General features: G+C 46.5%; 30 protein-coding genes and 1 pseudogene. 2 read left to right on the top strand and 29 right to left on the bottom strand.

The window, feature by feature from the left end:
* Window positions 1–9: 9 nt before the first annotated feature.
* The 23 genes and pseudogenes from rpmD to NST99_RS30315 all read right to left on the bottom strand — a co-directional run bounded on the left by rpmD (window position 10) and on the right by NST99_RS30315 (window position 10,614).
* Window positions 10–195, bottom strand: a complete 186-nt coding sequence (rpmD, locus tag NST99_RS30210; protein WP_019908243.1) for a 50S ribosomal protein L30 — start codon at window positions 193–195, stop codon at window positions 10–12.
* Between the two features lie 14 nt (window positions 196–209).
* Complete coding sequence (gene rpsE, locus NST99_RS30215) at window positions 210–707, bottom strand: 30S ribosomal protein S5 (protein ID WP_036652980.1); 498 nt, start codon at window positions 705–707, stop codon at window positions 210–212.
* 27 nt (window positions 708–734) lie between these two features.
* Window positions 735–1,103: a 50S ribosomal protein L18 gene (gene rplR, locus NST99_RS30220; protein WP_038597055.1), complete on the bottom strand. Its 369-nt coding sequence runs from the start codon at window positions 1,101–1,103 to the stop codon at window positions 735–737.
* Between the two features lie 84 nt (window positions 1,104–1,187).
* Window positions 1,188–1,730, bottom strand: a complete 543-nt coding sequence (gene rplF, locus NST99_RS30225; protein ID WP_038597058.1) for a 50S ribosomal protein L6 — start codon at window positions 1,728–1,730, stop codon at window positions 1,188–1,190.
* A gap of 30 nt (window positions 1,731–1,760) precedes the next feature.
* Entirely contained in the window at window positions 1,761–2,159 is a 399-nt protein-coding gene (rpsH, locus tag NST99_RS30230) for a 30S ribosomal protein S8 (protein ID WP_019908239.1), read from the bottom strand.
* Window positions 2,160–2,191: 32 nt separating this feature from the next.
* Window positions 2,192–2,377 (bottom strand): type Z 30S ribosomal protein S14, encoded by a 186-nt coding sequence (locus NST99_RS30235; protein WP_036589425.1) that lies wholly within the window; start codon window positions 2,375–2,377, stop codon window positions 2,192–2,194.
* A gap of 45 nt (window positions 2,378–2,422) precedes the next feature.
* Window positions 2,423–2,965: a 50S ribosomal protein L5 gene (gene rplE, locus NST99_RS30240; RefSeq protein WP_038597061.1), complete on the bottom strand. Its 543-nt coding sequence runs from the start codon at window positions 2,963–2,965 to the stop codon at window positions 2,423–2,425.
* Window positions 2,966–2,995: 30 nt separating this feature from the next.
* On the bottom strand, window positions 2,996–3,349 hold the full coding sequence (gene rplX / locus NST99_RS30245; protein WP_019908235.1) for a 50S ribosomal protein L24: 354 nt from the start codon (window positions 3,347–3,349) through the stop codon (window positions 2,996–2,998).
* A 60-nt stretch (window positions 3,350–3,409) separates the two neighbouring features.
* The gene (gene rplN, locus NST99_RS30250; protein WP_019908234.1) at window positions 3,410–3,778 is read right to left on the bottom strand and encodes a 50S ribosomal protein L14; all 369 of its coding nucleotides are present in this window, start codon (window positions 3,776–3,778) and stop codon (window positions 3,410–3,412) included.
* 39 nt (window positions 3,779–3,817) lie between these two features.
* Window positions 3,818–4,084, bottom strand: a complete 267-nt coding sequence (gene rpsQ / locus NST99_RS30255) for a 30S ribosomal protein S17 (protein WP_038597064.1) — start codon at window positions 4,082–4,084, stop codon at window positions 3,818–3,820.
* A gap of 43 nt (window positions 4,085–4,127) precedes the next feature.
* A complete protein-coding gene (gene rpmC / locus NST99_RS30260; protein WP_019908232.1) occupies window positions 4,128–4,325 on the bottom strand; it encodes a 50S ribosomal protein L29 in 198 nt (65 codons plus the stop codon).
* Window positions 4,315–4,749: a 50S ribosomal protein L16 gene (rplP, locus tag NST99_RS30265; protein ID WP_036652954.1), complete on the bottom strand. Its 435-nt coding sequence runs from the start codon at window positions 4,747–4,749 to the stop codon at window positions 4,315–4,317. Before rplP ends, rpmC begins: the two co-directional genes overlap by 11 nt.
* A gap of 2 nt (window positions 4,750–4,751) precedes the next feature.
* Window positions 4,752–5,417, bottom strand: a complete 666-nt coding sequence (rpsC, locus tag NST99_RS30270; protein ID WP_038597067.1) for a 30S ribosomal protein S3 — start codon at window positions 5,415–5,417, stop codon at window positions 4,752–4,754.
* 13 nt (window positions 5,418–5,430) lie between these two features.
* Window positions 5,431–5,763 (bottom strand): 50S ribosomal protein L22, encoded by a 333-nt coding sequence (gene rplV, locus NST99_RS30275; protein ID WP_019908228.1) that lies wholly within the window; start codon window positions 5,761–5,763, stop codon window positions 5,431–5,433.
* A 31-nt stretch (window positions 5,764–5,794) separates the two neighbouring features.
* Window positions 5,795–6,073, bottom strand: coding sequence for a 30S ribosomal protein S19 (gene rpsS, locus NST99_RS30280; RefSeq protein WP_019908227.1), 279 nt, complete (start codon window positions 6,071–6,073; stop codon window positions 5,795–5,797).
* 76 nt (window positions 6,074–6,149) lie between these two features.
* On the bottom strand, window positions 6,150–6,980 hold the full coding sequence (rplB, locus tag NST99_RS30285; protein WP_038597071.1) for a 50S ribosomal protein L2: 831 nt from the start codon (window positions 6,978–6,980) through the stop codon (window positions 6,150–6,152).
* Between the two features lie 27 nt (window positions 6,981–7,007).
* Window positions 7,008–7,301, bottom strand: a complete 294-nt coding sequence (gene rplW / locus NST99_RS30290; protein WP_019908225.1) for a 50S ribosomal protein L23 — start codon at window positions 7,299–7,301, stop codon at window positions 7,008–7,010.
* Window positions 7,301–7,924 carry a 50S ribosomal protein L4 gene (rplD, locus tag NST99_RS30295; protein ID WP_038597074.1) on the bottom strand — a complete coding sequence of 208 codons (624 nt, stop codon included), beginning with the start codon at window positions 7,922–7,924 and terminating at the stop codon, window positions 7,301–7,303. The genes rplW and rplD overlap by 1 nt, the downstream gene beginning before the upstream one ends.
* 25 nt (window positions 7,925–7,949) lie before the next feature.
* A complete protein-coding gene (gene rplC, locus NST99_RS30300) occupies window positions 7,950–8,573 on the bottom strand; it encodes a 50S ribosomal protein L3 (protein ID WP_076112955.1) in 624 nt (207 codons plus the stop codon).
* A 44-nt stretch (window positions 8,574–8,617) separates the two neighbouring features.
* Window positions 8,618–8,926, bottom strand: a complete 309-nt coding sequence (rpsJ, locus tag NST99_RS30305; RefSeq protein WP_017692074.1) for a 30S ribosomal protein S10 — start codon at window positions 8,924–8,926, stop codon at window positions 8,618–8,620.
* 475 nt (window positions 8,927–9,401) lie between these two features.
* Window positions 9,402–9,614 (bottom strand): annotated as a pseudogene (locus NST99_RS33820) (methyl-accepting chemotaxis protein); the annotation flags it as partial.
* Window positions 9,611–9,835, bottom strand: a complete 225-nt coding sequence (locus NST99_RS30310; RefSeq protein ID WP_341096608.1) for a hypothetical protein — start codon at window positions 9,833–9,835, stop codon at window positions 9,611–9,613. The pseudogene NST99_RS33820 and the gene NST99_RS30310, both read right to left, overlap by 4 nt.
* 65 nt (window positions 9,836–9,900) lie before the next feature.
* Window positions 9,901–10,614, bottom strand: a complete 714-nt coding sequence (locus tag NST99_RS30315; RefSeq protein ID WP_341096610.1) for a Crp/Fnr family transcriptional regulator — start codon at window positions 10,612–10,614, stop codon at window positions 9,901–9,903.
* A 165-nt stretch (window positions 10,615–10,779) separates the two neighbouring features.
* Between NST99_RS30315 and NST99_RS30320 the strand changes: the two genes are divergently transcribed.
* The gene (locus NST99_RS30320) at window positions 10,780–11,229 is read left to right on the top strand and encodes a V4R domain-containing protein (RefSeq protein ID WP_341096612.1); all 450 of its coding nucleotides are present in this window, start codon (window positions 10,780–10,782) and stop codon (window positions 11,227–11,229) included.
* A gap of 31 nt (window positions 11,230–11,260) precedes the next feature.
* A complete protein-coding gene (locus NST99_RS30325; protein WP_341096613.1) occupies window positions 11,261–11,605 on the top strand; it encodes a cupin domain-containing protein in 345 nt (114 codons plus the stop codon).
* 136 nt (window positions 11,606–11,741) lie between these two features.
* Here the strand turns inward: NST99_RS30325 and tuf are convergent, their stop codons facing one another.
* The 6 genes from tuf to rpoC form a co-directional block, all read right to left on the bottom strand.
* Window positions 11,742–12,932 (bottom strand): elongation factor Tu, encoded by a 1,191-nt coding sequence (gene tuf / locus NST99_RS30330; protein ID WP_038597087.1) that lies wholly within the window; start codon window positions 12,930–12,932, stop codon window positions 11,742–11,744.
* 109 nt (window positions 12,933–13,041) lie between these two features.
* A complete protein-coding gene (gene fusA, locus NST99_RS30335) occupies window positions 13,042–15,120 on the bottom strand; it encodes an elongation factor G (RefSeq protein WP_340896377.1) in 2,079 nt (692 codons plus the stop codon).
* A 48-nt stretch (window positions 15,121–15,168) separates the two neighbouring features.
* Window positions 15,169–15,639, bottom strand: a complete 471-nt coding sequence (rpsG, locus tag NST99_RS30340; protein ID WP_036652908.1) for a 30S ribosomal protein S7 — start codon at window positions 15,637–15,639, stop codon at window positions 15,169–15,171.
* Between the two features lie 44 nt (window positions 15,640–15,683).
* Window positions 15,684–16,103 carry a 30S ribosomal protein S12 gene (gene rpsL, locus NST99_RS30345; protein WP_038597092.1) on the bottom strand — a complete coding sequence of 140 codons (420 nt, stop codon included), beginning with the start codon at window positions 16,101–16,103 and terminating at the stop codon, window positions 15,684–15,686.
* A 133-nt stretch (window positions 16,104–16,236) separates the two neighbouring features.
* Window positions 16,237–16,488: a ribosomal L7Ae/L30e/S12e/Gadd45 family protein gene (locus NST99_RS30350; RefSeq protein ID WP_340896375.1), complete on the bottom strand. Its 252-nt coding sequence runs from the start codon at window positions 16,486–16,488 to the stop codon at window positions 16,237–16,239.
* 182 nt (window positions 16,489–16,670) lie between these two features.
* On the bottom strand, window positions 16,671–20,282 hold the full coding sequence (gene rpoC, locus NST99_RS30355) for a DNA-directed RNA polymerase subunit beta' (RefSeq protein ID WP_038597098.1): 3,612 nt from the start codon (window positions 20,280–20,282) through the stop codon (window positions 16,671–16,673).
* Window positions 20,283–20,390 lie beyond the last annotated feature (108 nt).

The following is a 20,390-nucleotide window of genomic DNA, read 5'->3' on the forward strand; positions in this document are numbered from 1 at the left end:
ACGAGGCGTTTAGCCTTCGATTTCTGTAACGGACAGCAAGTGGCTCACTTTGTTGATCATTCCGCGAATTGCAGGAGTGTCATTGTGAACCACGGACGAGTTAGTCTTACGCAGGCCGAGCGTCTTAACAGTAACACGTTGTGTTTCTGGACGTCCAATTACGCTGCGTACGAGGGTAATTTGCAATTTTGCCATTGACGTTCCCCTCCTTAACCGCGCAATTCTTCGACAGATTTGCCGCGAAGTTTCGCGACCTCTTCAATGCGTTTCAGACGGGAAAGACCCTCTAAAGTTGCATTGACCATGTTCATGGAATTCGAAGAACCCAAAGATTTTGTCAAGATGTCGCCAACGCCTGCCAATTCCAATACCGCACGAACTGGACCGCCGGCAATAACGCCAGTACCTTCTGATGCTGGTTTCAGCAGCACGCGTCCTGCGCCGAAATGTCCAGTAACCAGATGGGGAATCGAAGTTCCTACGATTGGAATGTGAATCAGGTTTTTCTTGGCGTCTTCAATGCCTTTACGGATGGCATCCGGAACTTCGCCGGCTTTACCGATACCAGCACCAACGTAGCCGTTGCCATCGCCCACAACAACAAGTGCACTAAAGCTGAAACGGCGTCCGCCTTTTACAACTTTTGCTACACGGTTAATGTGTACAACTCTTTCTGTCAGCTCTAAACTGTTCGGATCTACACGCAAGTCGTTAACCTCCTTTTAAGAAATATTCTAGAATTCAAGACCAGCTTCGCGAGCTGCATCAGCCAAAGCCTGAATTCGTCCATGGTACAAGTATCCACCGCGGTCAAATACAACCACTGCATAACCTTTAGCTTTAGCACGCTCAGCGATCAGTTGACCTACTTTGCTTGCAGCTTCAACGCTGCCGCCATTGCCGATTGTAGCGCTCAGATCTTTATCAAGTGTCGAGGCGGATACGATTGTAACGCCTGTCACGTCATCGATCAATTGAGCGTAGATGTGTTTCGAAGAACGGAACACGTTCAAACGTGGACGCTCAGTAGTTCCCTGGATTTTTTTACGAACACGCAGGTGTCTTTTGAGACGAGCCTTGTTTTTATCCTCTTTTGTAATCATGACTTCCCTTTCACTCCCTTCAGTTTGCCGTAAACAGCTTCACTTTAAGATGCACGGGGTATCTTACAATGAAGAGTAAGCCGATTATTTCTTCTTACCGGCTTTACCTTCCTTGCGGATGATACGCTCGCCTTCATATTTGATACCTTTACCTTTATACGGTTCTGGTTCACGTACGGAACGGATTTTGGCAGCATAAGCGCCAACGCGTTCTTTATCGATACCTTTAACGATGATCTTCGTGTTCGCAGGAACTTCGAACTCGATGCCCGCTTCCGGTGTAATTTCAACCGGGTGGGAGTAGCCAACGTTCAGAACGATTTTATCTCCGGATTTGCTTGCACGATATCCGACCCCAACCAGCTCCAGAGATTTCGAGAAACCTTCAGTCACACCACTCACCATGTTGTTGACAACGGAGCGGGTTGTGCCGTGAAGTGAACGATGCAATTTGTTGTCCGACGGGCGGACAACGGTGATTTCGTTATTTTCAACTGTAACCTTCATGTCTTTATGAAGCTCACGAGTCAAAGTGCCCTTAGGACCTTTTACTGTAATAACGGCGTTGTCCAAAGTGACATCTACACCGCTAGGTACTGCGATTGGTTTGCGACCAATACGAGACATGTGTTGCACCTCCTTATCTTGTGACGTTTATTACCAAATGTAGCAGACAACTTCTCCGCCCGATTTTGATTGACGAGCTTCTTTGTCGGTCATAACTCCCTTAGATGTGGAGATAATCGCGATTCCTAGGCCGCCGAGTACACGAGGCACTTCATTGCTCTTCGTGTAAACGCGAAGGCCTGGTTTACTGATTCTTTTCAGACCAGAGATAACGCGCTCTTGGTTAGGGCCGTATTTCAAGAAGATACGGATAATCCCTTGTTTGCTATCTTCAACGAATTCCGCATCACGGATGAAACCTTCACGCTTCAAGATGTCCGCGATTTGTTTTTTCATAGTAGAAGCAGGCATTTCTACTGTCTCGTGACGCACAGTGTTGGCGTTACGAATACGAGTAAGCATATCTGCAATAGGATCAGACATAGTCATGTGTGTAAACCTCCTTCCCGTTTATAAACTTCTTACCAACTTGCTTTTTTCACGCCAGGGATCTGGCCTTTATAAGCTAACTCACGGAAACAAATTCTGCAAATTTTGAACTTTTGCAGTACCGAATGTGGACGACCGCAACGCTCACAACGTGTATATGCACGTACTTTGAACTTAGGCTCGCGTTGTTGTTTAACTTTCATCGAAGTTTTTGCCACTTTAGCCTGACACCTCCTAAACAGTTTCGGAGAAATGGATGATTCTTACTTAGCGAAAGGCATTCCCAGCTGATTCAGCAGCTCACGGGATTCCTCATCCGTCTTTGCAGTCGTTACGATAACGATGTCCATACCGCGGACCTTATCCACTTTGTCATACTCGATTTCTGGGAAGATCAGTTGTTCTTTAAGACCAAGCGTGTAGTTACCACGGCCGTCAAAGGCTTTAGTGGAAACACCGCGGAAGTCACGTACGCGTGGAAGCGTTACGTTGAACAATTTGTCCAGGAAGTAATACATACGCTCGCCGCGCAGTGTTACTTTAACCCCAATCGGCATGTTTTCGCGCAGTTTGAAACCGGCGATGGATTTTTTAGCTTTAGTGATTACTGGCTTTTGACCAGCGATCAGTTGCAAGTCATTAACTGCAGCATCAAGTACTTTGGAGTTCTGAACAGCGTCACCCACACCCATGTTGATGACAACCTTCTCGATTTTAGGTACTTGCATAACAGTTGTATAGTTAAACTTCTGCATCAGAGCAGGTGTTATTTCATTCAAATAACGTTCTTTCATTCTTGCTGCCATGAAGATTTACCTCCTTTCTTTAGGACTGTATTAGTCGATAATCTCTCCGGATCTCTTTGCTACCCGAACCTTCTTACCGTTATCGAGTACTTTGTAACCGATACGAGTAACTTTACCGCTCTTCGGATCAATGTGCATTACGTTGGACACATGAATCGAAGCTTCTTGTTCGATGATTCCGCCTTGCGGATTCAACTGGTTAGGCTTCTGGTGTTTTTTCACCATGTTCACGCCTTCTACCAGGACGCGGTTTTCACGAGGATAAGCAGCGATGACACGGCCTTTTTTACCTTTGTCTTTCCCGCTGATCACAAGTACCACATCATCTTTCTTCACATGCAGTTTATTGTTATGGGATTCCAGAACTTTTTTCACTCTAGGCATTTATTACACCTCCTATGACTAACCTTCTCAGAACTTCACGTTACTTTATGGGTAACTTTATTAGATTACTTCCGGTGCCAAGGAAACGATCTTCATGTAGTCTTTATCGCGAAGTTCGCGAGCAACTGGTCCGAAGATACGTGTTCCGCGCGGGCTTCTGTCGTCTTTAACAACAACAGCTGCATTTTCGTCGAATGCGATGTAAGAACCGTCTTTACGGCGCACAGAACGTTTAGTACGAACAACCACCGCTTTAACAACATCACCCTTTTTGACAACGCCGCCTGGTGTTGCTTGTTTAACGGAACAAACGATCAGATCACCGATTGCTGCTGTACGGCGTCCAGTACCACCCAGTACGCGGATACACATCAGTTCCTTCGCACCAGAGTTATCAGCCACATGCAAACGTGTAAATGGTTGAATCATTATTAATTTCCTCCTTCCGGAAAGGCTCTGCTCATTATCTTAGATGATAACCGCTTTTTCAACCACTTCAACAAGTCTCCAACGTTTGTCTTTAGACAAAGGACGAGTTTCCATGATTTTTACAGTATCACCGATTTTAGCAACGTTTTCCTCATCATGTGCTTTGAATTTATTCGTAGACTTGATGCGTTTGTGATACAAGTTGTGTTTCTTATAGGTTTCAACAGCAATTACGATGGTTTTATCCATTTTGTCGCTGACTACTTTACCGATCAGCACTTTACGTGCATTACGTTCTTCGCTCATAGTTAGCCTCCTTCCTGATTACGGATCATTAATCCGCCCTCACTTAGCTGATCCCGAGTACTCTTTGATGGATAACGGTTTTAGCACGAGCTATTTCCTTACGCACATCACGAATCCGAGTCGGGTTATCCAATTGGCCAGTTGCCAATTGAAAACGGAGATTGAAAAGTTCTTCTTTGAATCCTGCGATCTTTTGTTCAATCTCGGCAGTGGTTAAGTTGCGAAGTTCATTAGCTTTCATTTGCTTCACCACCCAATTCTTCACGTTTCACAAACTTAGTCTTGATAGGCAGCTTGTGAGCGGCAAGACGCATCGCTTCACGAGCGATTTCTTCCGACACGCCTCCGAGTTCGAACATAATCTTGCCCGGTTTAACTACGGCTACCCATTTCTCAACGTTACCTTTACCACTACCCATACGAACCTCAAGAGGTTTTTGAGTAATAGGCTTATCTGGGAAAATCTTGATCCAAACTTGACCGCCACGTTTGATGTAACGTGTCATTGCGATACGGGCAGCTTCGATCTGACGGTTAGTGATCCAAGACGGCTCCAAAGCTTGCAAGCCGAATTCGCCGAAGTTCAATTCGGTACCGCCTTTTGCCATACCCTTCATGTGACCGCGTTGTTGCTTGCGGTGTTTAACGCGTTTTGGTACCAACATGATTAGTTGCCTCCTTCCTGAGCAGCTTGTTTCTTAGCTGGGGGAAGAACTTCTCCACGGTAGATCCATACTTTTACACCGATACGGCCGTAAGTAGTATGTGCTTCAGCCGTTCCGTAATCGATATCGGCACGAAGCGTATGAAGTGGAACTGTTCCTTCGCTATAACCTTCTGAACGGGCAATCTCAGCGCCGCCAAGACGTCCGCCAACTTGAGTTTTAATTCCCTTTGCACCGGAACGCATAGTTCTTTGAATTGCTTGTTTCAGAGCACGACGGAACGATACACGACGTTCCAATTGTTGTGCAATGCTTTCAGCAACAAGAATTGCATCCAGTTCAGGGTGCTTAATTTCGTTGATGTTGATGTGAACCTTTTTGCCACCAGCGATAGTTGTAACTGCGCTGCGAAGTACTTCTACTTCTGCTCCGCCTTTACCAATTACCATACCTGGTTTAGCAGTATGAATTGTAACGTTCACGCGGCTTGCCGCTCTTTCGATCTCGATGCGGGAAACAGCGGAATCCTTCAACTTACCTTTAAGGTATTCCCGGATTTTGACGTCTTCCATTAAAAGAGTACCGAAATCTTTGCCTGCATACCATTTAGATTCCCAATCGCGAATAATTCCGACTCGGAGTCCGACTGGATTTACCTTTTGACCCACGTGTTATCCCTCCTTATTTCTCAGATACCACCAAAGTAATGTGGCTGGTACGTTTATTGATCCGACTTGCACGGCCCATGGCGCGTGGACGGAAACGCTTCATCGTAGGACCCTGGTTAACGAAAACTTCGCTAACGAACAAACTGTTCACGTCCATAGAGTAGTTATGCTCAGCATTGGCGATCGCCGAGTTAAGCAACTTCTCAACTACTGGAGAAGCGGATTTTGGAGTGTGGCGAAGAATTGCAATTGCTTCCCCCACTTGCTTGCCGCGAATCAAGTCAACAACCAGTTTCGCTTTGCGAGCGGAAATCCGCACCGATCTTGCATGTGCTTTTGCTTCCATTGTTTTCCCTCCTCTCAAACGAAGACCTTAATTATCTTCTTGTTTTCTTATCGTCACCCGCGTGGCCTTTGTAAGTACGTGTTGGCGCGAACTCGCCCAACTTGTGACCTACCATATCTTCCGTTACGTATACTGGCACGTGTTTACGGCCGTCATATACACCAAACGTATGTCCGATAAACTGAGGGAAAATGGTTGAGCGACGGGACCAGGTTTTAACAACGACTTTCTTATCTGCCGCGTTCAATTCCTCAACTTTTTTCAGCAGGTAGCCATCGATGAACGGCCCCTTCTTTAAACTGCGACCCATGTGTGAATCCTCCCTTCATCCGGTTCTTCAAACCGCGAATCGACGCTTCGCGTTAAGCTAACTTGCCAGAAGCGTCTTATTTCGTGCGGCGGCGAACGATATATTTATCAGATGCTTTGTTTTTCTTACGCGTTTTGTAGCCGAGGGTTGGTTTACCCCAAGGTGACATAGGCGATTTCCGTCCGATTGGAGCGCGGCCTTCACCACCACCGTGTGGGTGATCGTTAGGGTTCATTACAACACCGCGTACTTCAGGACGTTTGCCCAGCCAGCGACTGCGTCCGGCTTTACCAATCTTGATCAGTTCATGATCACCGTTACCTACGGATCCGATCGTTGCACGGCATACGCTGAGGATTCTGCGAACTTCACCGGAAGTCAAACGAACAGAAACGTATTTTTCTTCTTTGCCCAGCAATTGAGCTTCTGTACCGGCAGCGCGTACCAACTGGCCGCCTTTGCCTGGTTTAAGTTCAATGTTGTGGATAACTGTACCAACTGGAATGTTCGCCAGCGGAAGGCTGTTACCAATTTTGATGTCAGCCGCAGGGCCGGACTCAATCTTATCCCCAACTTTAAGGCCTTGAGGAGCGAGGATGTAACGTTTCTCTCCATCAGCATAGTGGATCAAAGCAATATTGGATGTACGGTTCGGGTCATACTCGATCGTAGCAACGCTACCTGGTATGCCGTCTTTAGTCCGTTTGAAGTCGATGATACGGTATTTACGTTTGTGTCCGCCGCCATGGTGACGAACTGTAATTTTACCTTGGTTGTTACGGCCCGCATGTTTGAACAGCGGCGCAAGCAAAGATTTCTCTGGCTCATTTGTTGTGATTTCTTCAAACGTAGACACGGACATGTTACGTCTGGCCGGAGATGTCGGTTTGTACTTTTTGATTGGCACTGTATTCCCTCCTTACTTTACAGAGTATTATTCTACCGCTTCAAAGAATTCGAGCGGTTTGCTGTCCGGGCTGAGTTTCACGATGGCTTTTTTCCACTCTGGAGTATATCCGGAGTATTTGCCGTAACGTTTCAGTTTGCCAGGTACGCGCATTGTGTTCACACTAACTACTTTAACTTTGAAAATAGCCTCGACAGCTTTTTTGATTTCGGTCTTGTTAGCACGGATATCCACTTCAAAAGCGTATTTCAATTCGCTCATGTATTCGGATGTGCGTTCCGTAATCACCGGACGTTTGATAATATCACGAGGATCTTTCATTACGCGAACACCTCCTCTACCTTCAGAACTGCTTCTTTAGTGATGATCAGTTTGTCGTACGTCAGTACGTCAAGAACATTGATGCCGTCAGCCGCTACGAATTTCACCCCAGGGATGTTACGAGCGGAAAGTGCCACATTGTCATCATAGCTAGGAGCTACGATCAGGGCTTTGCTGCCTACTTTAAGATTGTTCAGAATCGCTGCGAATTCTTTCGTTTTCGGAGCATTCATTGTCAAGCTATCCAATACGATAATGTCATTCCCGAGCACTTTCGAGGACAACGCAGATTTGATGGCCAAACGGCGAACTTTCTTAGGCAGTTTCCAGGAATAGCTGCGTGGTGTTGGTCCGAAGACTACGCCGCCGCCTTTCCATTGTGGAGAACGAATGGAGCCTTGACGAGCACGACCTGTACCTTTTTGTTTCCAAGGCTTACGTCCGCCGCCACGCACTTCAGAACGTCCTTTTACTTTATGTGTACCACGACGAAGGGAAGCTCTTTGCATAAGCGCAGCTTCGTGCAGAACATGCACATTCGGTTCAATACCGAACACTGTATCGCTCAATTCAACTTCGCCAACTTCGTTACCACTAATATTAAAAAGTGTTACTTTTGGCATTTCATGTTCCTCCTTTCTTCAGTAATTATTTCTTAACGGTTTGTTTAACTTTCACAAAGCTGTTTTTAGGACCTGGAATAGCGCCTTTAACCAGCAATACGTTACGTTCAACGTCTACTCTGATGATTTCAAGCTTTTGAACCGTTACGGTCGTATGACCCATATGTCCTGGCAGGCGTTTGCCCTTTGGAACACGGTTAGCTTGGATGGAACCCATGGAACCTGGTCTTCTGTGGTAACGCGATCCGTGTGCCATTGGTCCGCGGCTTTGTCCCCAGCGTTTGATAACACCTTGGAAACCTTTACCCTTAGATGTACCTGTTACGTCAACAAATTCGCCTTCAGCGAAGATATCAGCCTTCAGCTCTTGTCCAACCTCGAGTGCCCCGAGGTCAACACCGCGAATTTCGCGAACGTAGCGCTTAGGTGTTGCATTTGCCTTTTTGGCGTGACCCTGTTCAGGCTTGTTGGAGCGACTTTCCTTCTTATCGGAAAAGCCCAACTGCACTGCTTCATATCCGTCGATATTCAGGTCTTTCTTTTGCAGTACCACACAAGGACCAGCTTCGATAACCGTAACCGCGATTACGTTACCTTCTGGAGTAAACACTTGAGTCATACCGAGTTTTTTTCCTAAGATACCTTTCAATGTTGACACCTCTTTTCTTTTCCTAGTTACTTTAATAGATAGTATTACAATTTGATTTCGATATCTACACCGGACGGTAGATCCAAGCGCATCAAGGCATCCACAGTTTGTGGTGTTGGGTTCACAATATCGATCAAACGTTTGTGAGTCCGTTGTTCAAACTGTTCACGGGAATCCTTGTACTTGTGTACCGCACGGAGAATAGTAATGATTTGCTTCTCAGTTGGCAGCGGGATCGGCCCGGATACACCAGCACCCGAACGTTTTGCTGTTTCAACGATTTTCTCTGCGGATTGATCAAGAATTCTGTGGTCGTATGCTTTCAAGCGGATACGAATTTTTTGCTTTGCCATTTTAGTCCCTCCTTCTATCGCCCAATTTATTATCGGACATACTCCGTGAAAATTTTCTGACGTCGACCTCATGGCAAAGGGGCCGGGTGTGTCAGTAACCTCTCACATCATCGCAACGTCTCAGAACAACATTTATTATTATATATAATAGGCGGACACTTTGCAAGCAAAAACACAAAACAACTCATGATTTTTTTCATAAGTTGTTTTCTTTCTATATATATGACACATATGTGGTCGTTTCTAATTAAAGACCCTCTGTAGCTGAACGGAAATACTCAGCTGAGGCGGCAGAATGTTGCCGTTGTAGAGCCGACTCTTTCGATAGTTTGAATCAACACTCTTATCTCTTCTTCTATGTTGACAATTTCCTGGGTGCTGGTCTGCATGGAATCCAAGATTTCACTAAACAGCCGGCGGTCTCAACAGATTGATGTCTACCGCTCTTAGTCAGTTCCTGTACCTTGCGGATCTCTTTAACAACCTGAGATGTCAGCATCCCTGATAGATGGGTTAGCTCGCCGATGCGTACAACGATATTCTTGGTATCCTCGGCCAGTCGGTTGACCTCCTGCGCAACTACGCTGAAGCCTCTGCCATACTCTCCAGCCCTCGCAACTTTTATAGTAGCATTGAGTGAAAGAATTTTGGTCTGATCGGCAATTTCCTGAACAGCTGCAACAATCATCTGGATTTGCTGTGATGAGCTCTTAGTTCATTCACCGACCGTTCCATTTCATTGGTGCTTTCATAAATCAGATGGATTTGACCGGTAAGGCTGTCCAAGTGCTCATGCCTGTCCCTAGCCATCCCCTGAGACTCCTTAGCCGAATTGCAGTTCCGTTGGAACGTACTACTCACTTCGTCACTGCTTGCCACCAGCTGCTCTACAGCAGCGTTAGTATCCATGCTGAGATCTATTAACTCTCCGCTGAATTCTGCAATTTTGGTCGTTGATTGTCTTTTGATAGAATCTATTTTTTCATTTCTGCCATTTGATTCAGTGCTTTTAGATCTAAAATGTTTACCCTTCTTTTACGGACCGTGATAATCCCCATACTTTCCAGATAATTCAGCTTGCGGCTAAGGGTTTCGGCAGTAGCACCTATCATAGCGGCGAACTCTTTTTTGGCAGCTGGCAAATCAATGCTGTTACCTTGTTCACGGGAAGAATCATCCGATTGATTTCTGTTATGCAGATAAAGCAGCAACCGGGCGAGGCGTTTTTCTACATCATATATATGCATTGCACCAGCCAGCTCTTCAGCTTGATGCAACTGTTCGCTCATTGACATTAAAAAGCTGAATGCAAGCGCCGCGTTGTTCTCCAATAAAGGAACAAATTGTTTGCGGTGCATCCGGCATACACTTCCACTCTCTACAACTTCGGCTGTTACATAATTTTGTTTGTGGTGCAGCAAAGCAAACTGTCCGAAATAGTCGCCGGGGAACAAGAATCGGAGGATATGCTGCTTGCCTTCTTTATTACTCTGCGTGAGCTTAATGAGACCACTCTTTACTACAAAAAGCGAATCTGACTCTTCTCCCTCTCTGAACACGAGATTTCCTTTAGCATAATGGCTTGATTCTACTATCGCTTCTACCATTATCAATTCTTCATCTGATAGATTTTTGAATACGGGCACCTGAGAAACACAAGAATGTGAATTGCATACTGTGCATTCCATTCACTCACCCTCCTTTCTGCTATTCTCACCATAACAAGGATTTTAATGCTGCCCAGTGACTGCCCTCACAACTTTTTTCAAAAAAATTGATCTGCATCAAGGAATATCTTATCAATATCCGTCATAATGGGTCCTATAGAGAGATCTAAAGGAGATGGAGTATCTATGCTGCAATATACCTTCGAAGATATGAAAAGTATGGACAGATCTGTGCTCGGCAACATGGTCCCGCTTGAACTATTCCGCACCATCCGCCTTATCGGAATGAACCAGGGTCTCCCCCTTGGCGGTAAAGGAACTACACTTACTGTTGGCCGAAAAATCGGTGAGAGTCTACCAGTGAACACACTCGAAGAGTTACTACAATTATTCGAGGATTTGAAAATAGGGATTCCACGCATCCTGCATGAGGATGACCGCAAGATCAGCATCGCGGTGGAGGACTGCTTTTGCAAAGGTCTCCCTACACTGGAGGAAGAGAAACTGATTTGTGATTTGGAAGGAGCTATTCTGGAAGGGGCTTTATCCAAAATCATGGGAAGACGGATATCTGTCAGAGAAGTAAAATGCAATGCTGCAGGTCATGAGCATTGTGAGTATGAAGTTAAGCTTTAAGACATAATAAAAATGAAGGCAGGGATTGATGATGGAGAAAAAGACATTAGTAGAAGCAATTCAGTATCAGGAGGAACGGTTTACGAAGAAGATCCTGTTTCAAAAAGGCGATAGTGTAATGTTTATGCTTAATTTCATGCCAGGCCAACAACTTCCAGCGCATAAACATCCCGGAGCAGATGTATTCATCCTTGCTCTGAAGGGAAACGGAATCATTAATGTTAACGATGTAGAGCAGGATCTAGCTGAAGGTGATGTTATCCATCTCACCGGTGATGAATCCTTTTCCTACCGTAACAATGGTCATCAACCCGCAAGTTTGCATGTGGTAATATCCAAAGTTCCAGGCCCAGCGTACACCCAAGAAATATCCTAATCATTTCATTTGAATTCAACTCTATTTCCGGTCTTTATAAGGAAATAGAGTTTTTTGTATGCAAAAAAACAGGGAGTCTTCCGGAGAAGAATCCCTGCCTTTATGGTTCAGCACTATCCTAACGGATAGAACCGAATTATTTTTGGATGGAAGCTACGCTACCTGCTCCAACTGTACGTCCGCCTTCGCGAATGGAGAATTTAGTACCTTCTTCAATAGCGATTGGGGAGATCAGGGAAACAGTTACTGTGATGTTGTCACCAGGCATAACCATTTCAGTACCTTCTGGCAGGTTGATGATGCCAGTTACGTCAGTTGTACGGAAGTAGAACTGTGGACGGTAACCAGTGAAGAATGGTTTGTGACGTCCGCCTTCTTCTTTAGTCAGAACGTAGATCTGAGCAGTGAACTCAGTGTGTGGTTTAACGGAGTTCGGCTTAGCAATTACTTGGCCGCGCTCGATCATGTTACGGTCAACACCACGCAGAAGTGCGCCGATGTTGTCGCCTGCTTGAGCGGAATCCAGCAATTTACGGAACATTTCAACGCCCGTAACTACGGATTTCTTAGTTTCTTCATGAATACCAACGATTTCGATTTCTTCTCCGACTTTAACTGTTCCGCGTTCTACGCGACCAGTTGCCACAGTACCGCGGCCAGTAATGGAGAATACATCTTCGACAGGCATCAAGAAAGGCTTGTCAGTTTGGCGTTCTGGAAGCGGAATGTACGTATCAATCGTTTCAAACATCTCAACGATTTTCTGTGCATAATCGCCATCAGGGTTTTGAAGAGCTTCACGAGCAGATCCACGGATGATTGGAGTATCATCGCCTGGGAAATCATATTCGCTCAGCAAGTCGCGAACTTCCATTTCAACCAGTTCAAGCAACTCTTCGTCTTCAACCATGTCGCATTTGTTCAAGAATACAACGATGTAAGGAACGCCTACTTGACGGGACAGCAGGATGTGTTCGCGAGTTTGTGGCATAGGGCCGTCAGCTGCGGATACAACCAGGATAGCTCCGTCCATTTGCGCTGCGCCAGTGATCATGTTTTTAACATAGTCGGCGTGACCAGGGCAGTCTACGTGTGCGTAGTGACGGTTAGGAGTTTCATATTCAACGTGAGCTGTGGAGATAGTGATACCACGTTCGCGTTCTTCAGGAGCCTTGTCGATTTGGTCGAATGCTACAGCAGCGCCACCGTATTTTTTGGACAATACAGTAGTGATTGCAGCAGTCAGAGTTGTTTTACCATGGTCGACGTGACCAATAGTACCGATGTTAACGTGTGGTTTGTTACGTTCAAACTTTGCCTTTGCCATTTGAACAGTTCCTCCTTATTGTGGGGTTCCTTATATTTGAGCCGCCGGGCTAGTTGCTTATCTAGGATGACTGATCGGTTGTACCCGGACAGCAAGTTAAAACAATTAATTATTCTCCGCCTTTGTTCTTAGCAACGATCTCTTCCGCAATGGATTTAGGAACTTCTTCATAGTGAGAAAGCTCCATGGAGAATACGCCGCGTCCTTGAGTACCAGAACGGAGTGTTGTGGAGTATCCGAACATTTCGGAAAGAGGCACCTTCGCACGGATAATTTGCGCTCCACCACGGGAATCCATACCTTCGATCCGACCGCGACGGGAGTTCAGCATACCCATTACATCACCCATATATTCCTCAGGAACAGTTACTTCCACTTTCATGATTGGCTCAAGCAGGACAGGCTTACACTTGTCTTTAGCTGCTTTGAGTGCCATCGATCCGGCAATTTTGAACGCCATTTCGTTGGAGTCAACATCATGATAAGAACCATCAACGATGGTAGCCTTAACGTCAACAAGCGGGAAGCCTGCGATAACGCCGTTTTTCATTTGCTCTTCAATACCGGCAAGTGCAGGAGCGATATACTCTCTAGGAACAGAGCCACCGACTACTTTACTTTCGAACTTGCTGCCAGTACCTGGCTCGAGAGGTTCAAATTCAACCCATACGTGACCGTACTGACCGCGACCGCCGGATTGGCGAACGAATTTACCTTCGACACGAGCTGGTGCTTTGAATGTTTCGCGGTAAGCAACCTGTGGTTTACCCACATTGGTTTCTACTTTGAATTCGCGGCGCATACGGTCAATGATAATATCAAGGTGAAGCTCACCCATACCTGCCAGGATCGTTTGGCCTGTTTCTTCATCAGTGTGAGCACGAAGAGTTGGATCCTCTTCAGTCAACTTACCGAGAGCAACACCCAGTTTATCTTGGTCAGCTTTGGTTTTTGGTTCAACTGCGATTTCGATAACCGGATCAGGGAAGTTCATGGACTCCAGAATAACCGGATGTTTCTCATCACAAAGTGTATCGCCAGTACTTGTGTCCTTCAGACCAACGGCTGCCGCGATATCACCAGCGTAAACGATGGAGATTTCTTGGCGGCTGTTCGCATGCATTTGCAGGATACGGCCGATACGCTCGCGTTTGTTCTTAGTAGCGTTAACTACATAAGAACCGGATTCCAGAACACCGGAATACACGCGGAAGAACGTGAGTTTACCCACATAAGGGTCTGTCATGATTTTAAATGCCAGTGCTGAGAATGGTTCTTCGTCCGAAGAGTGGCGAACCGCTTCAGTTCCGTCATCCAGATGACCTTGAATAGCCGGTACATCCAGTGGGGATGGCAGGTAATCAACGACAGCATCCATCATAAGTTGGACACCCTTGTTACGGTAGGAGGATCCGACAATTACAGGGAAGATCTTAACTTCTACAACGCCTTTGCGCAGAGCAGCTTTGATCTCATCAACTGAAATTTCTTCGCCTTCCAGGTACTTCATAGTCAGATCTTCGTCAAGTTCTGCTACTTTCTCGATCAACTCAAGACGCAGCCCCTCAACTTGTTCCAGATATTCAGCCGGAATGTCCGTTACTTCAATATTTTGACCCAGATCGTCTTTAAACATATGAGCTTTTTGCTCAACCAGGTCAATAATACCAATGAAGTCGTTTTCGGCACCAATTGGCAGTTGAATAGCAACTGCATTGGCTTGCAAGCGATCACGCATGCTGTCGATAACGTTTAGGAAATCCGCACCGATAATATCCATTTTATTTACATATGCGATCCGGGGAACGCCATAACGGTCAGCCTGTCTCCATACGGTTTCAGACTGAGGCTCAACGCCCTCTTTCGCACTGAAAACGCCTACTGCCCCATCCAATACACGAAGGGAACGTTCAACTTCAACTGTGAAGTCAACGTGTCCAGGGGTATCAATGATATTGATGCGGTGACCTTTCCATGCAGCAGTTGTAGCGGCGGAAGTAATAGTAATTCCGCGCTCCTGTTCTTGCTCCATCCAGTCCATTGTAGCAGCACCCTCGTGAACTTCACCGATTTTGTGCGTACGGCCTGTATAGAATAGAATCCGCTCAGTGGTAGTAGTCTTACCAGCATCAATATGCGCCATGATCCCGATGTTACGTGTATTTTTTAAGGAGAACTCTCTTGCCATGAATTGGGTCTCCCTTCAAAATATAAGTTATTTGAACGGCCTTAAATCCTACCAGCGGTAGTGAGCAAACGCTTTGTTTGCTTCAGCCATTTTGTGCGTGTCTTCACGTTTCTTAACGGAAGCGCCTGTGTTGTTGGAAGCGTCGATGATCTCAGCCGCCAAACGCTCTTCCATCGTCTTCTCACCGCGGTTGCGTGAGTAGTTTACGAGCCAACGTAATCCCAAAGCAGTACGTCTTTCAGGTTTAACCTCGATAGGCACTTGGTAGTTAGCACCGCCGACACGACGAGCTTTAACTTCCAATACCGGCATAATATTCTTGATGGCAGCTTCGAAAACTTCCATCGGATCTTTGCCTGTGCGTTCTTGAATCAACTTGAACGAATTGTACAGAATGCTTTGAGCGACACCTCTTTTACCACCCAGCATAATACGGTTGATCAAACGAGTAACCAACTTGCTATTATACAATGGATCTGGCAATACATCTCTCTTAGTAACTGGACCTTTGCGTGGCATGGATATCCCCCTTTCTCAATGTTTGTTATTCAGATATTCTTAACTTATTTCTTTGCTTTAGGACGTTTAGCACCATACTTGGAACGAGCTTGCATACGGTTAGCAACGCCTGCTGTATCCAAAGCGCCACGAACGATGTGATAACGAACTCCTGCAAGGTCTTTAACTTTACCTCCGCGCAGCAATACAACACTGTGCTCTTGAAGGTTATGTCCAATACCCGGAATGTAAGCAGTCACCTCAAGACGGTTCGTCAAACGAACACGGGCATACTTACGAAGCGCGGAGTTTGGTTTACGTGGAGTCATTGTGCCTACACGAGTGCACACACCGCGTTTTTGCGGGGCGCTCAAATTTGTAGTCTCACGTTTGAGGGCGTTGAACCCTTTTTGAAGAGCGGGAGATTTGGATTTTTCGATTTTGGCTTGACGGCCTTTACGAACCAGTTGATTAATAGTTGGCATTGTTGTGCCACCCCCTTCCTGAAATAGTAATCTATTTACGAACATTAAGTCCACAGACCCAGGCGGTTCATAAAAAGACAAATGAAAAGTCTTTGTTGCCGAAGTGTACCCCGGTACAAAAACGCTTCTCGTGCTATTGTTTTAAGACGGCTGCCATAGCAGCACCAACTTCTATACCGCAAGCCTTGCCCAAATTCAGCATCGTGTCTACATAAGTGACCTTCACACCTTGTTTGTTACAAAGCATAACAATTCTGGAAGTAAGCCGTTGATCTCCGTCCTCTGCCACATAGACTTCTGCGGCTTGGCCCAACTCCACCGCCTTAACGGTTTGTTTGGTACCGATCTTGACCTGAGCATCCTGCAGTCCTCTATCATCAGTCATGATAAATCATTACCTCCAATGAACAAGAATAACCAGGCTACTCACGCACCTTAGACATATTAGCATTATCAGTAGATGATGTCAAGAGAATCGGCAATAAATTTATTAATATTCACAGCAGGCAGCAGCGCCACGTCTATAAATAGCCGTGGCATAATCAACTGCCCGCCATGATTATTTAACTATTCAGCAGGAACCGTTTCTAAAGCTTCTTGCGAGCTTTCGACATTCGGATCACTCAGCTTCACATTACGGTAACGATTCATGCCAGTACCTGCAGGAATCAACTTACCGATAATAACATTTTCTTTGAGTCCAAGCAACTTATCTACTTTACCCTTAATTGCAGCATCAGTCAAGACGCGGGTAGTTTCTTGGAAGGAGGCCGCAGACAGGAAGGAATCTGTCTCCAGGGATGCCTTAGTAATACCGAGCAGTACCGGTTTGGCAACTGCAGGCTCATTACCAGAAAGAATGGCTTCCTTATTCGCAGCTTCGTATTCATGAATGTCCGCAAATGCACCTGGCAAGAGATTCGTATCACCTGCATCGATTATACGGATTTTGCGCAGCATCTGCTTAATCATAACTTCAATGTGCTTATCATTGATCTCAACGCCTTGGTTACGGTATACACGCTGTACTTCTTGCAGAATGTAGTTTTGTACCCCGCGGATCCCTTTGATGCGCAGCATTTCTTTAGGGTCGATCGAACCGTCAGTCAGCTCATCGCCAGCTTCAATCTCCTGGCCTTCACTGACACGCAGACGCGAACCGTAGGTGATGGAATAAGTCTTGGATTCAGCTTCACCTTGAACCTCGATTTCGCGGCGGTCCTTGGTTTCGCGGATTTCCTTGATTACCCCGTCAATTTCACTGATTGTAGCCTGACCTTTAGGGTTACGGGCTTCAAACAACTCCTGGATACGCGGCAAACCTTGCGTGATGTCATCACCGGCAACACCCCCGGTATGGAACGTACGCATTGTAAGCTGGGTTCCCGGCTCACCGATGGATTGTGCCGCGATGATACCGACAGCTTCTCCGATTTCCACGAATTTACCTGTTGCCAGGTTACGTCCGTAGCATTTCTTGCAGACACCGTGACGCGCACGGCAGCTCAGCACAGAACGGATCTGCAGTTTGGTCACACCAGCGTTAACAATCGCCTCAGCTTTGTCGGAGTCAATCAGATCGTTGCGGTGAACGAGGATTTCCTTCGTTTCCGGATGACGTACAGTTTCAAAGGAGTAGCGGCCTTCAATACGGTCATACAGATCTTCGATAACTTCCTTGCCATCTTGAATACGGCTGACAGTGAAGCCTTTATCGGTACCACAGTCTTCTTCACGGACAATAACGTCTTGGGCAACGTCAACGAGACGACGGGTCAAGTATCCGGAGTCGGCTGTACGCAGTGCTGTATCGGCTAGACCTTTACGCGCTCCGTGAGTGGAGATAAAGTACTCGAGGACGGTCAGGCCTTCACGGAAGTTCGCCTTGATCGGCAATTCGAAAATCCGTCCCGATGGTGTAGCCATCAGTCCGCGCATACCACCCAACTGGGTAATCTGCGATTTGTTACCACGCGCTTTGGAGTCAACCATGAGCATGATGGAATTGAAACGGTCCATCGATTTCAACAGCACGTTGGTAAGATCATCCTTCGTCTTCGACCAGATCTCAATAACACGGTCATACCGTTCGTCATTGGTGATCAGACCACGGCGATATTGATTGGCAACCACATCGACCTTAGCCTCGGACTCTTTCAGGATTGTAGCTTTTTCCTCCGGCACGATAACGTCCGATACGGCAACCGTAACACCGGAACGTGTGGAGTAAGTAAAGCCGAGTTGCTTGATTTTATCCAAAATCACAGATGTTTTGGTCGTGTGATAGGTTTCGAAGCAGCGGGCAATAATCAGACCGAGGTATTCCTTACCTACAGCACTTGCTTCCGGAGCATTCATAATCAGCTCACGGATGTCCGCGCCTTTTTCATAGATAAAGTATTTCTCTGGTGTGCCTTGCAGCAGGTTTGTTTTGGTCGCTTCATTGATATAAGGGAAGCTGCTAGGATAGATCTCGTTAAAGATGATCTTTCCGACCGTAGTAATCAGCATTGCGCCTTGTTGCTGTTCTGTAAAGCAGGTTTTACCCAGAGCCTTAACAGGAATAGCTACACGGGCGTGCAGACCTGCGGTTCCACGCTGGTAAGCTGAAACAGCTTCGTTCACGGTACGCAGAATCATACCCGTACCCTTTTCTTCCTTGTTGTCCATGGTCAGGTAGAACGTACCGAGGACCATATCCTGGGAAGGGGTAACAACCGGCTTGCCGTCCTTAGGGTTCAGGATGTTACCGGAGGCCAGCATAAGCAGACGTGCTTCCGCTTGAGCTTCTGCAGATAGAGGAACGTGCACCGCCATTTGGTCACCGTCAAAGTCGGCATTGTAAGCCGTACATACGAGCGGGTGAAGACGGATAGCATGGCCTTCTACCAGAATCGGTTCAAACGCTTGAATACCGAGACGGTGAAGTGTAGGGGCACGGTTCAGTAGAACCGGATGCTCTCTGATTACTTCTTCAAGCACATCCCATACTTCAGGGCTCACACGCTCAACTTTACGTTTTGCGCTCTTGATGTTATGGGCTAAGCCCTTGTTTACCAATTCTTTCATAACAAACGGCTTGAAGAGTTCAAGTGCCATTTTCTTTGGAAGTCCGCATTGGTACATTTTGAGATACGGTCCTACAACGATAACGGAACGTCCGGAATAGTCAACCCGTTTACCGAGCAAGTTCTGACGGAAACGTCCTTGTTTACCTTTCAGCATATGGCTGAGCGATTTGAGCGGACGGTTACCAGGACCCGTTACAGGGCGGCCGCGACGGCCGTTGTCGATAAGTGCATCGACAGCTTCCTGAAGCATCCGTTTCTCATTCTGCACGATAATATCAGGAGCACCCAGATCAAGCAGTCTTTTCAGACGGTTGTTCCGGTTGATTACGCGACGATAGAGATCGTTAAGGTCAGACGTAGCAAAACGGCCACCATCCAATTGAACCATCGGGCGAAGCTCCGGAGGAATAACCGGAAGCACATCCATGATCATCCAATCAGGCTTGTTGCCGGAGTTGCGGAACGCTTCAATAACTTCCAGACGTTTAATCGCCCGGTTGCGGCGTTGGCCTTGGGCGGTGCGCAGCTCTTCCTTGAGGAATTCCAATTCCTTCTCGATGTCGATATCCTGAAGCAGCTTCTTCACGGCTTCGGCACCCATGCCGGCTTGGAAACCGTAGCCGTATTTCTCACGGTAGCTGCGATATTCTTTCTCGGACAGCAGTTGTTTCTTCTCCAGTGGTGTTTCACCTGGATCGGTTACAACATAAGATGCAAAGTAGATGATCTCTTCAAGCGATCTCGGGGACATATCGAGTGCCAGACCCATACGGCTTGGAATACCTTTGAAATACCAGATATGAGATACAGGAGCCGCCAGTTCAATGTGGCCCATACGTTCGCGGCGAACTTTAGCGCGGGTAACTTCCACGCCGCACCGGTCGCACACTACGCCCTTATAACGGACGCGTTTGTATTTACCACAGTGACATTCCCAGTCTTTTTGCGGTCCGAAGATACGTTCGCAGAATAGACCTTCTTTTTCCGGCTTCAATGTACGATAGTTAATGGTTTCCGGTTTTTTCACTTCTCCGCGGGACCAAGAACGAATCTTCTCCGGAGAAGCAAGCCCGATTTTCATGAATTCAAAATTGTTAACGTCCAACAAGGAGCAACCCTCCTTAACCTATATCCTGATTTAGTACCGGAGGCCCTCCCTTGACGGTTAGATCAAAAGAGGGCACGGTCCTTTTTAAATGAAATTGATTCTTACAGT

This window comes from Paenibacillus sp. FSL L8-0470 (genome assembly GCF_038008625.1).
GTDB lineage: Bacteria > Bacillota > Bacilli > Paenibacillales > Paenibacillaceae > Paenibacillus_AQ.

Bases quoted from the DNA above. Each gene is read 5' to 3' on its own strand.
- rpmD (WP_019908243.1), bottom strand. From the start codon at position 195: ATGGCAAAATTGCAAATTACCCTCGTACGCAGCGTAATTGGACGTCCA.
- rplR (WP_038597055.1), bottom strand. From the start codon at position 1,103: ATGATTACAAAAGAGGATAAAAACAAGGCTCGTCTCAAAAGACACCTG.
- rplF (WP_038597058.1), bottom strand. From the start codon at position 1,730: ATGTCTCGTATTGGTCGCAAACCAATCGCAGTACCTAGCGGTGTAGAT.
- rpsH (WP_019908239.1), bottom strand. From the start codon at position 2,159: ATGACTATGTCTGATCCTATTGCAGATATGCTTACTCGTATTCGTAAC.
- rplE (WP_038597061.1), bottom strand. From the start codon at position 2,965: ATGGCAGCAAGAATGAAAGAACGTTATTTGAATGAAATAACACCTGCT.
- rplX (WP_019908235.1), bottom strand. From the start codon at position 3,349: ATGCCTAGAGTGAAAAAAGTTCTGGAATCCCATAACAATAAACTGCAT.
- rplN (WP_019908234.1), bottom strand. From the start codon at position 3,778: ATGATTCAACCATTTACACGTTTGCATGTGGCTGATAACTCTGGTGCG.
- rpsQ (WP_038597064.1), bottom strand. From the start codon at position 4,084: ATGAGCGAAGAACGTAATGCACGTAAAGTGCTGATCGGTAAAGTAGTC.
- rpmC (WP_019908232.1), bottom strand. From the start codon at position 4,325: ATGAAAGCTAATGAACTTCGCAACTTAACCACTGCCGAGATTGAACAA.
- rplP (WP_036652954.1), bottom strand. From the start codon at position 4,749: ATGTTGGTACCAAAACGCGTTAAACACCGCAAGCAACAACGCGGTCAC.
- rplV (WP_019908228.1), bottom strand. From the start codon at position 5,763: ATGGAAGCAAAAGCACATGCAAGATCGGTGCGGATTTCCGCTCGCAAA.
- rpsS (WP_019908227.1), bottom strand. From the start codon at position 6,073: ATGGGTCGCAGTTTAAAGAAGGGGCCGTTCATCGATGGCTACCTGCTG.
- rplW (WP_019908225.1), bottom strand. From the start codon at position 7,301: ATGAAAGATCCTCGTGATATTATCAAACGTCCGGTGATTACGGAACGC.
- rplD (WP_038597074.1), bottom strand. From the start codon at position 7,924: ATGCCAAAAGTAACACTTTTTAATATTAGTGGTAACGAAGTTGGCGAA.
- rpsJ (WP_017692074.1), bottom strand. From the start codon at position 8,926: ATGGCAAAGCAAAAAATTCGTATCCGCTTGAAAGCATACGACCACAGA.
- NST99_RS30310 (WP_341096608.1), bottom strand. From the start codon at position 9,835: ATGGATACTAACGCTGCTGTAGAGCAGCTGGTGGCAAGCAGTGACGAA.
- NST99_RS30315 (WP_341096610.1), bottom strand. From the start codon at position 10,614: ATGGAATGCACAGTATGCAATTCACATTCTTGTGTTTCTCAGGTGCCC.
- NST99_RS30320 (WP_341096612.1), top strand. From the start codon at position 10,780: ATGCTGCAATATACCTTCGAAGATATGAAAAGTATGGACAGATCTGTG.
- NST99_RS30325 (WP_341096613.1), top strand. From the start codon at position 11,261: ATGGAGAAAAAGACATTAGTAGAAGCAATTCAGTATCAGGAGGAACGG.
- tuf (WP_038597087.1), bottom strand. From the start codon at position 12,932: ATGGCAAAGGCAAAGTTTGAACGTAACAAACCACACGTTAACATCGGT.
- fusA (WP_340896377.1), bottom strand. From the start codon at position 15,120: ATGGCAAGAGAGTTCTCCTTAAAAAATACACGTAACATCGGGATCATG.
- rpsG (WP_036652908.1), bottom strand. From the start codon at position 15,639: ATGCCACGCAAAGGTCCAGTTACTAAGAGAGATGTATTGCCAGATCCA.
- rpsL (WP_038597092.1), bottom strand. From the start codon at position 16,103: ATGCCAACTATTAATCAACTGGTTCGTAAAGGCCGTCAAGCCAAAATC.
- NST99_RS30350 (WP_340896375.1), bottom strand. From the start codon at position 16,488: ATGACTGATGATAGAGGACTGCAGGATGCTCAGGTCAAGATCGGTACC.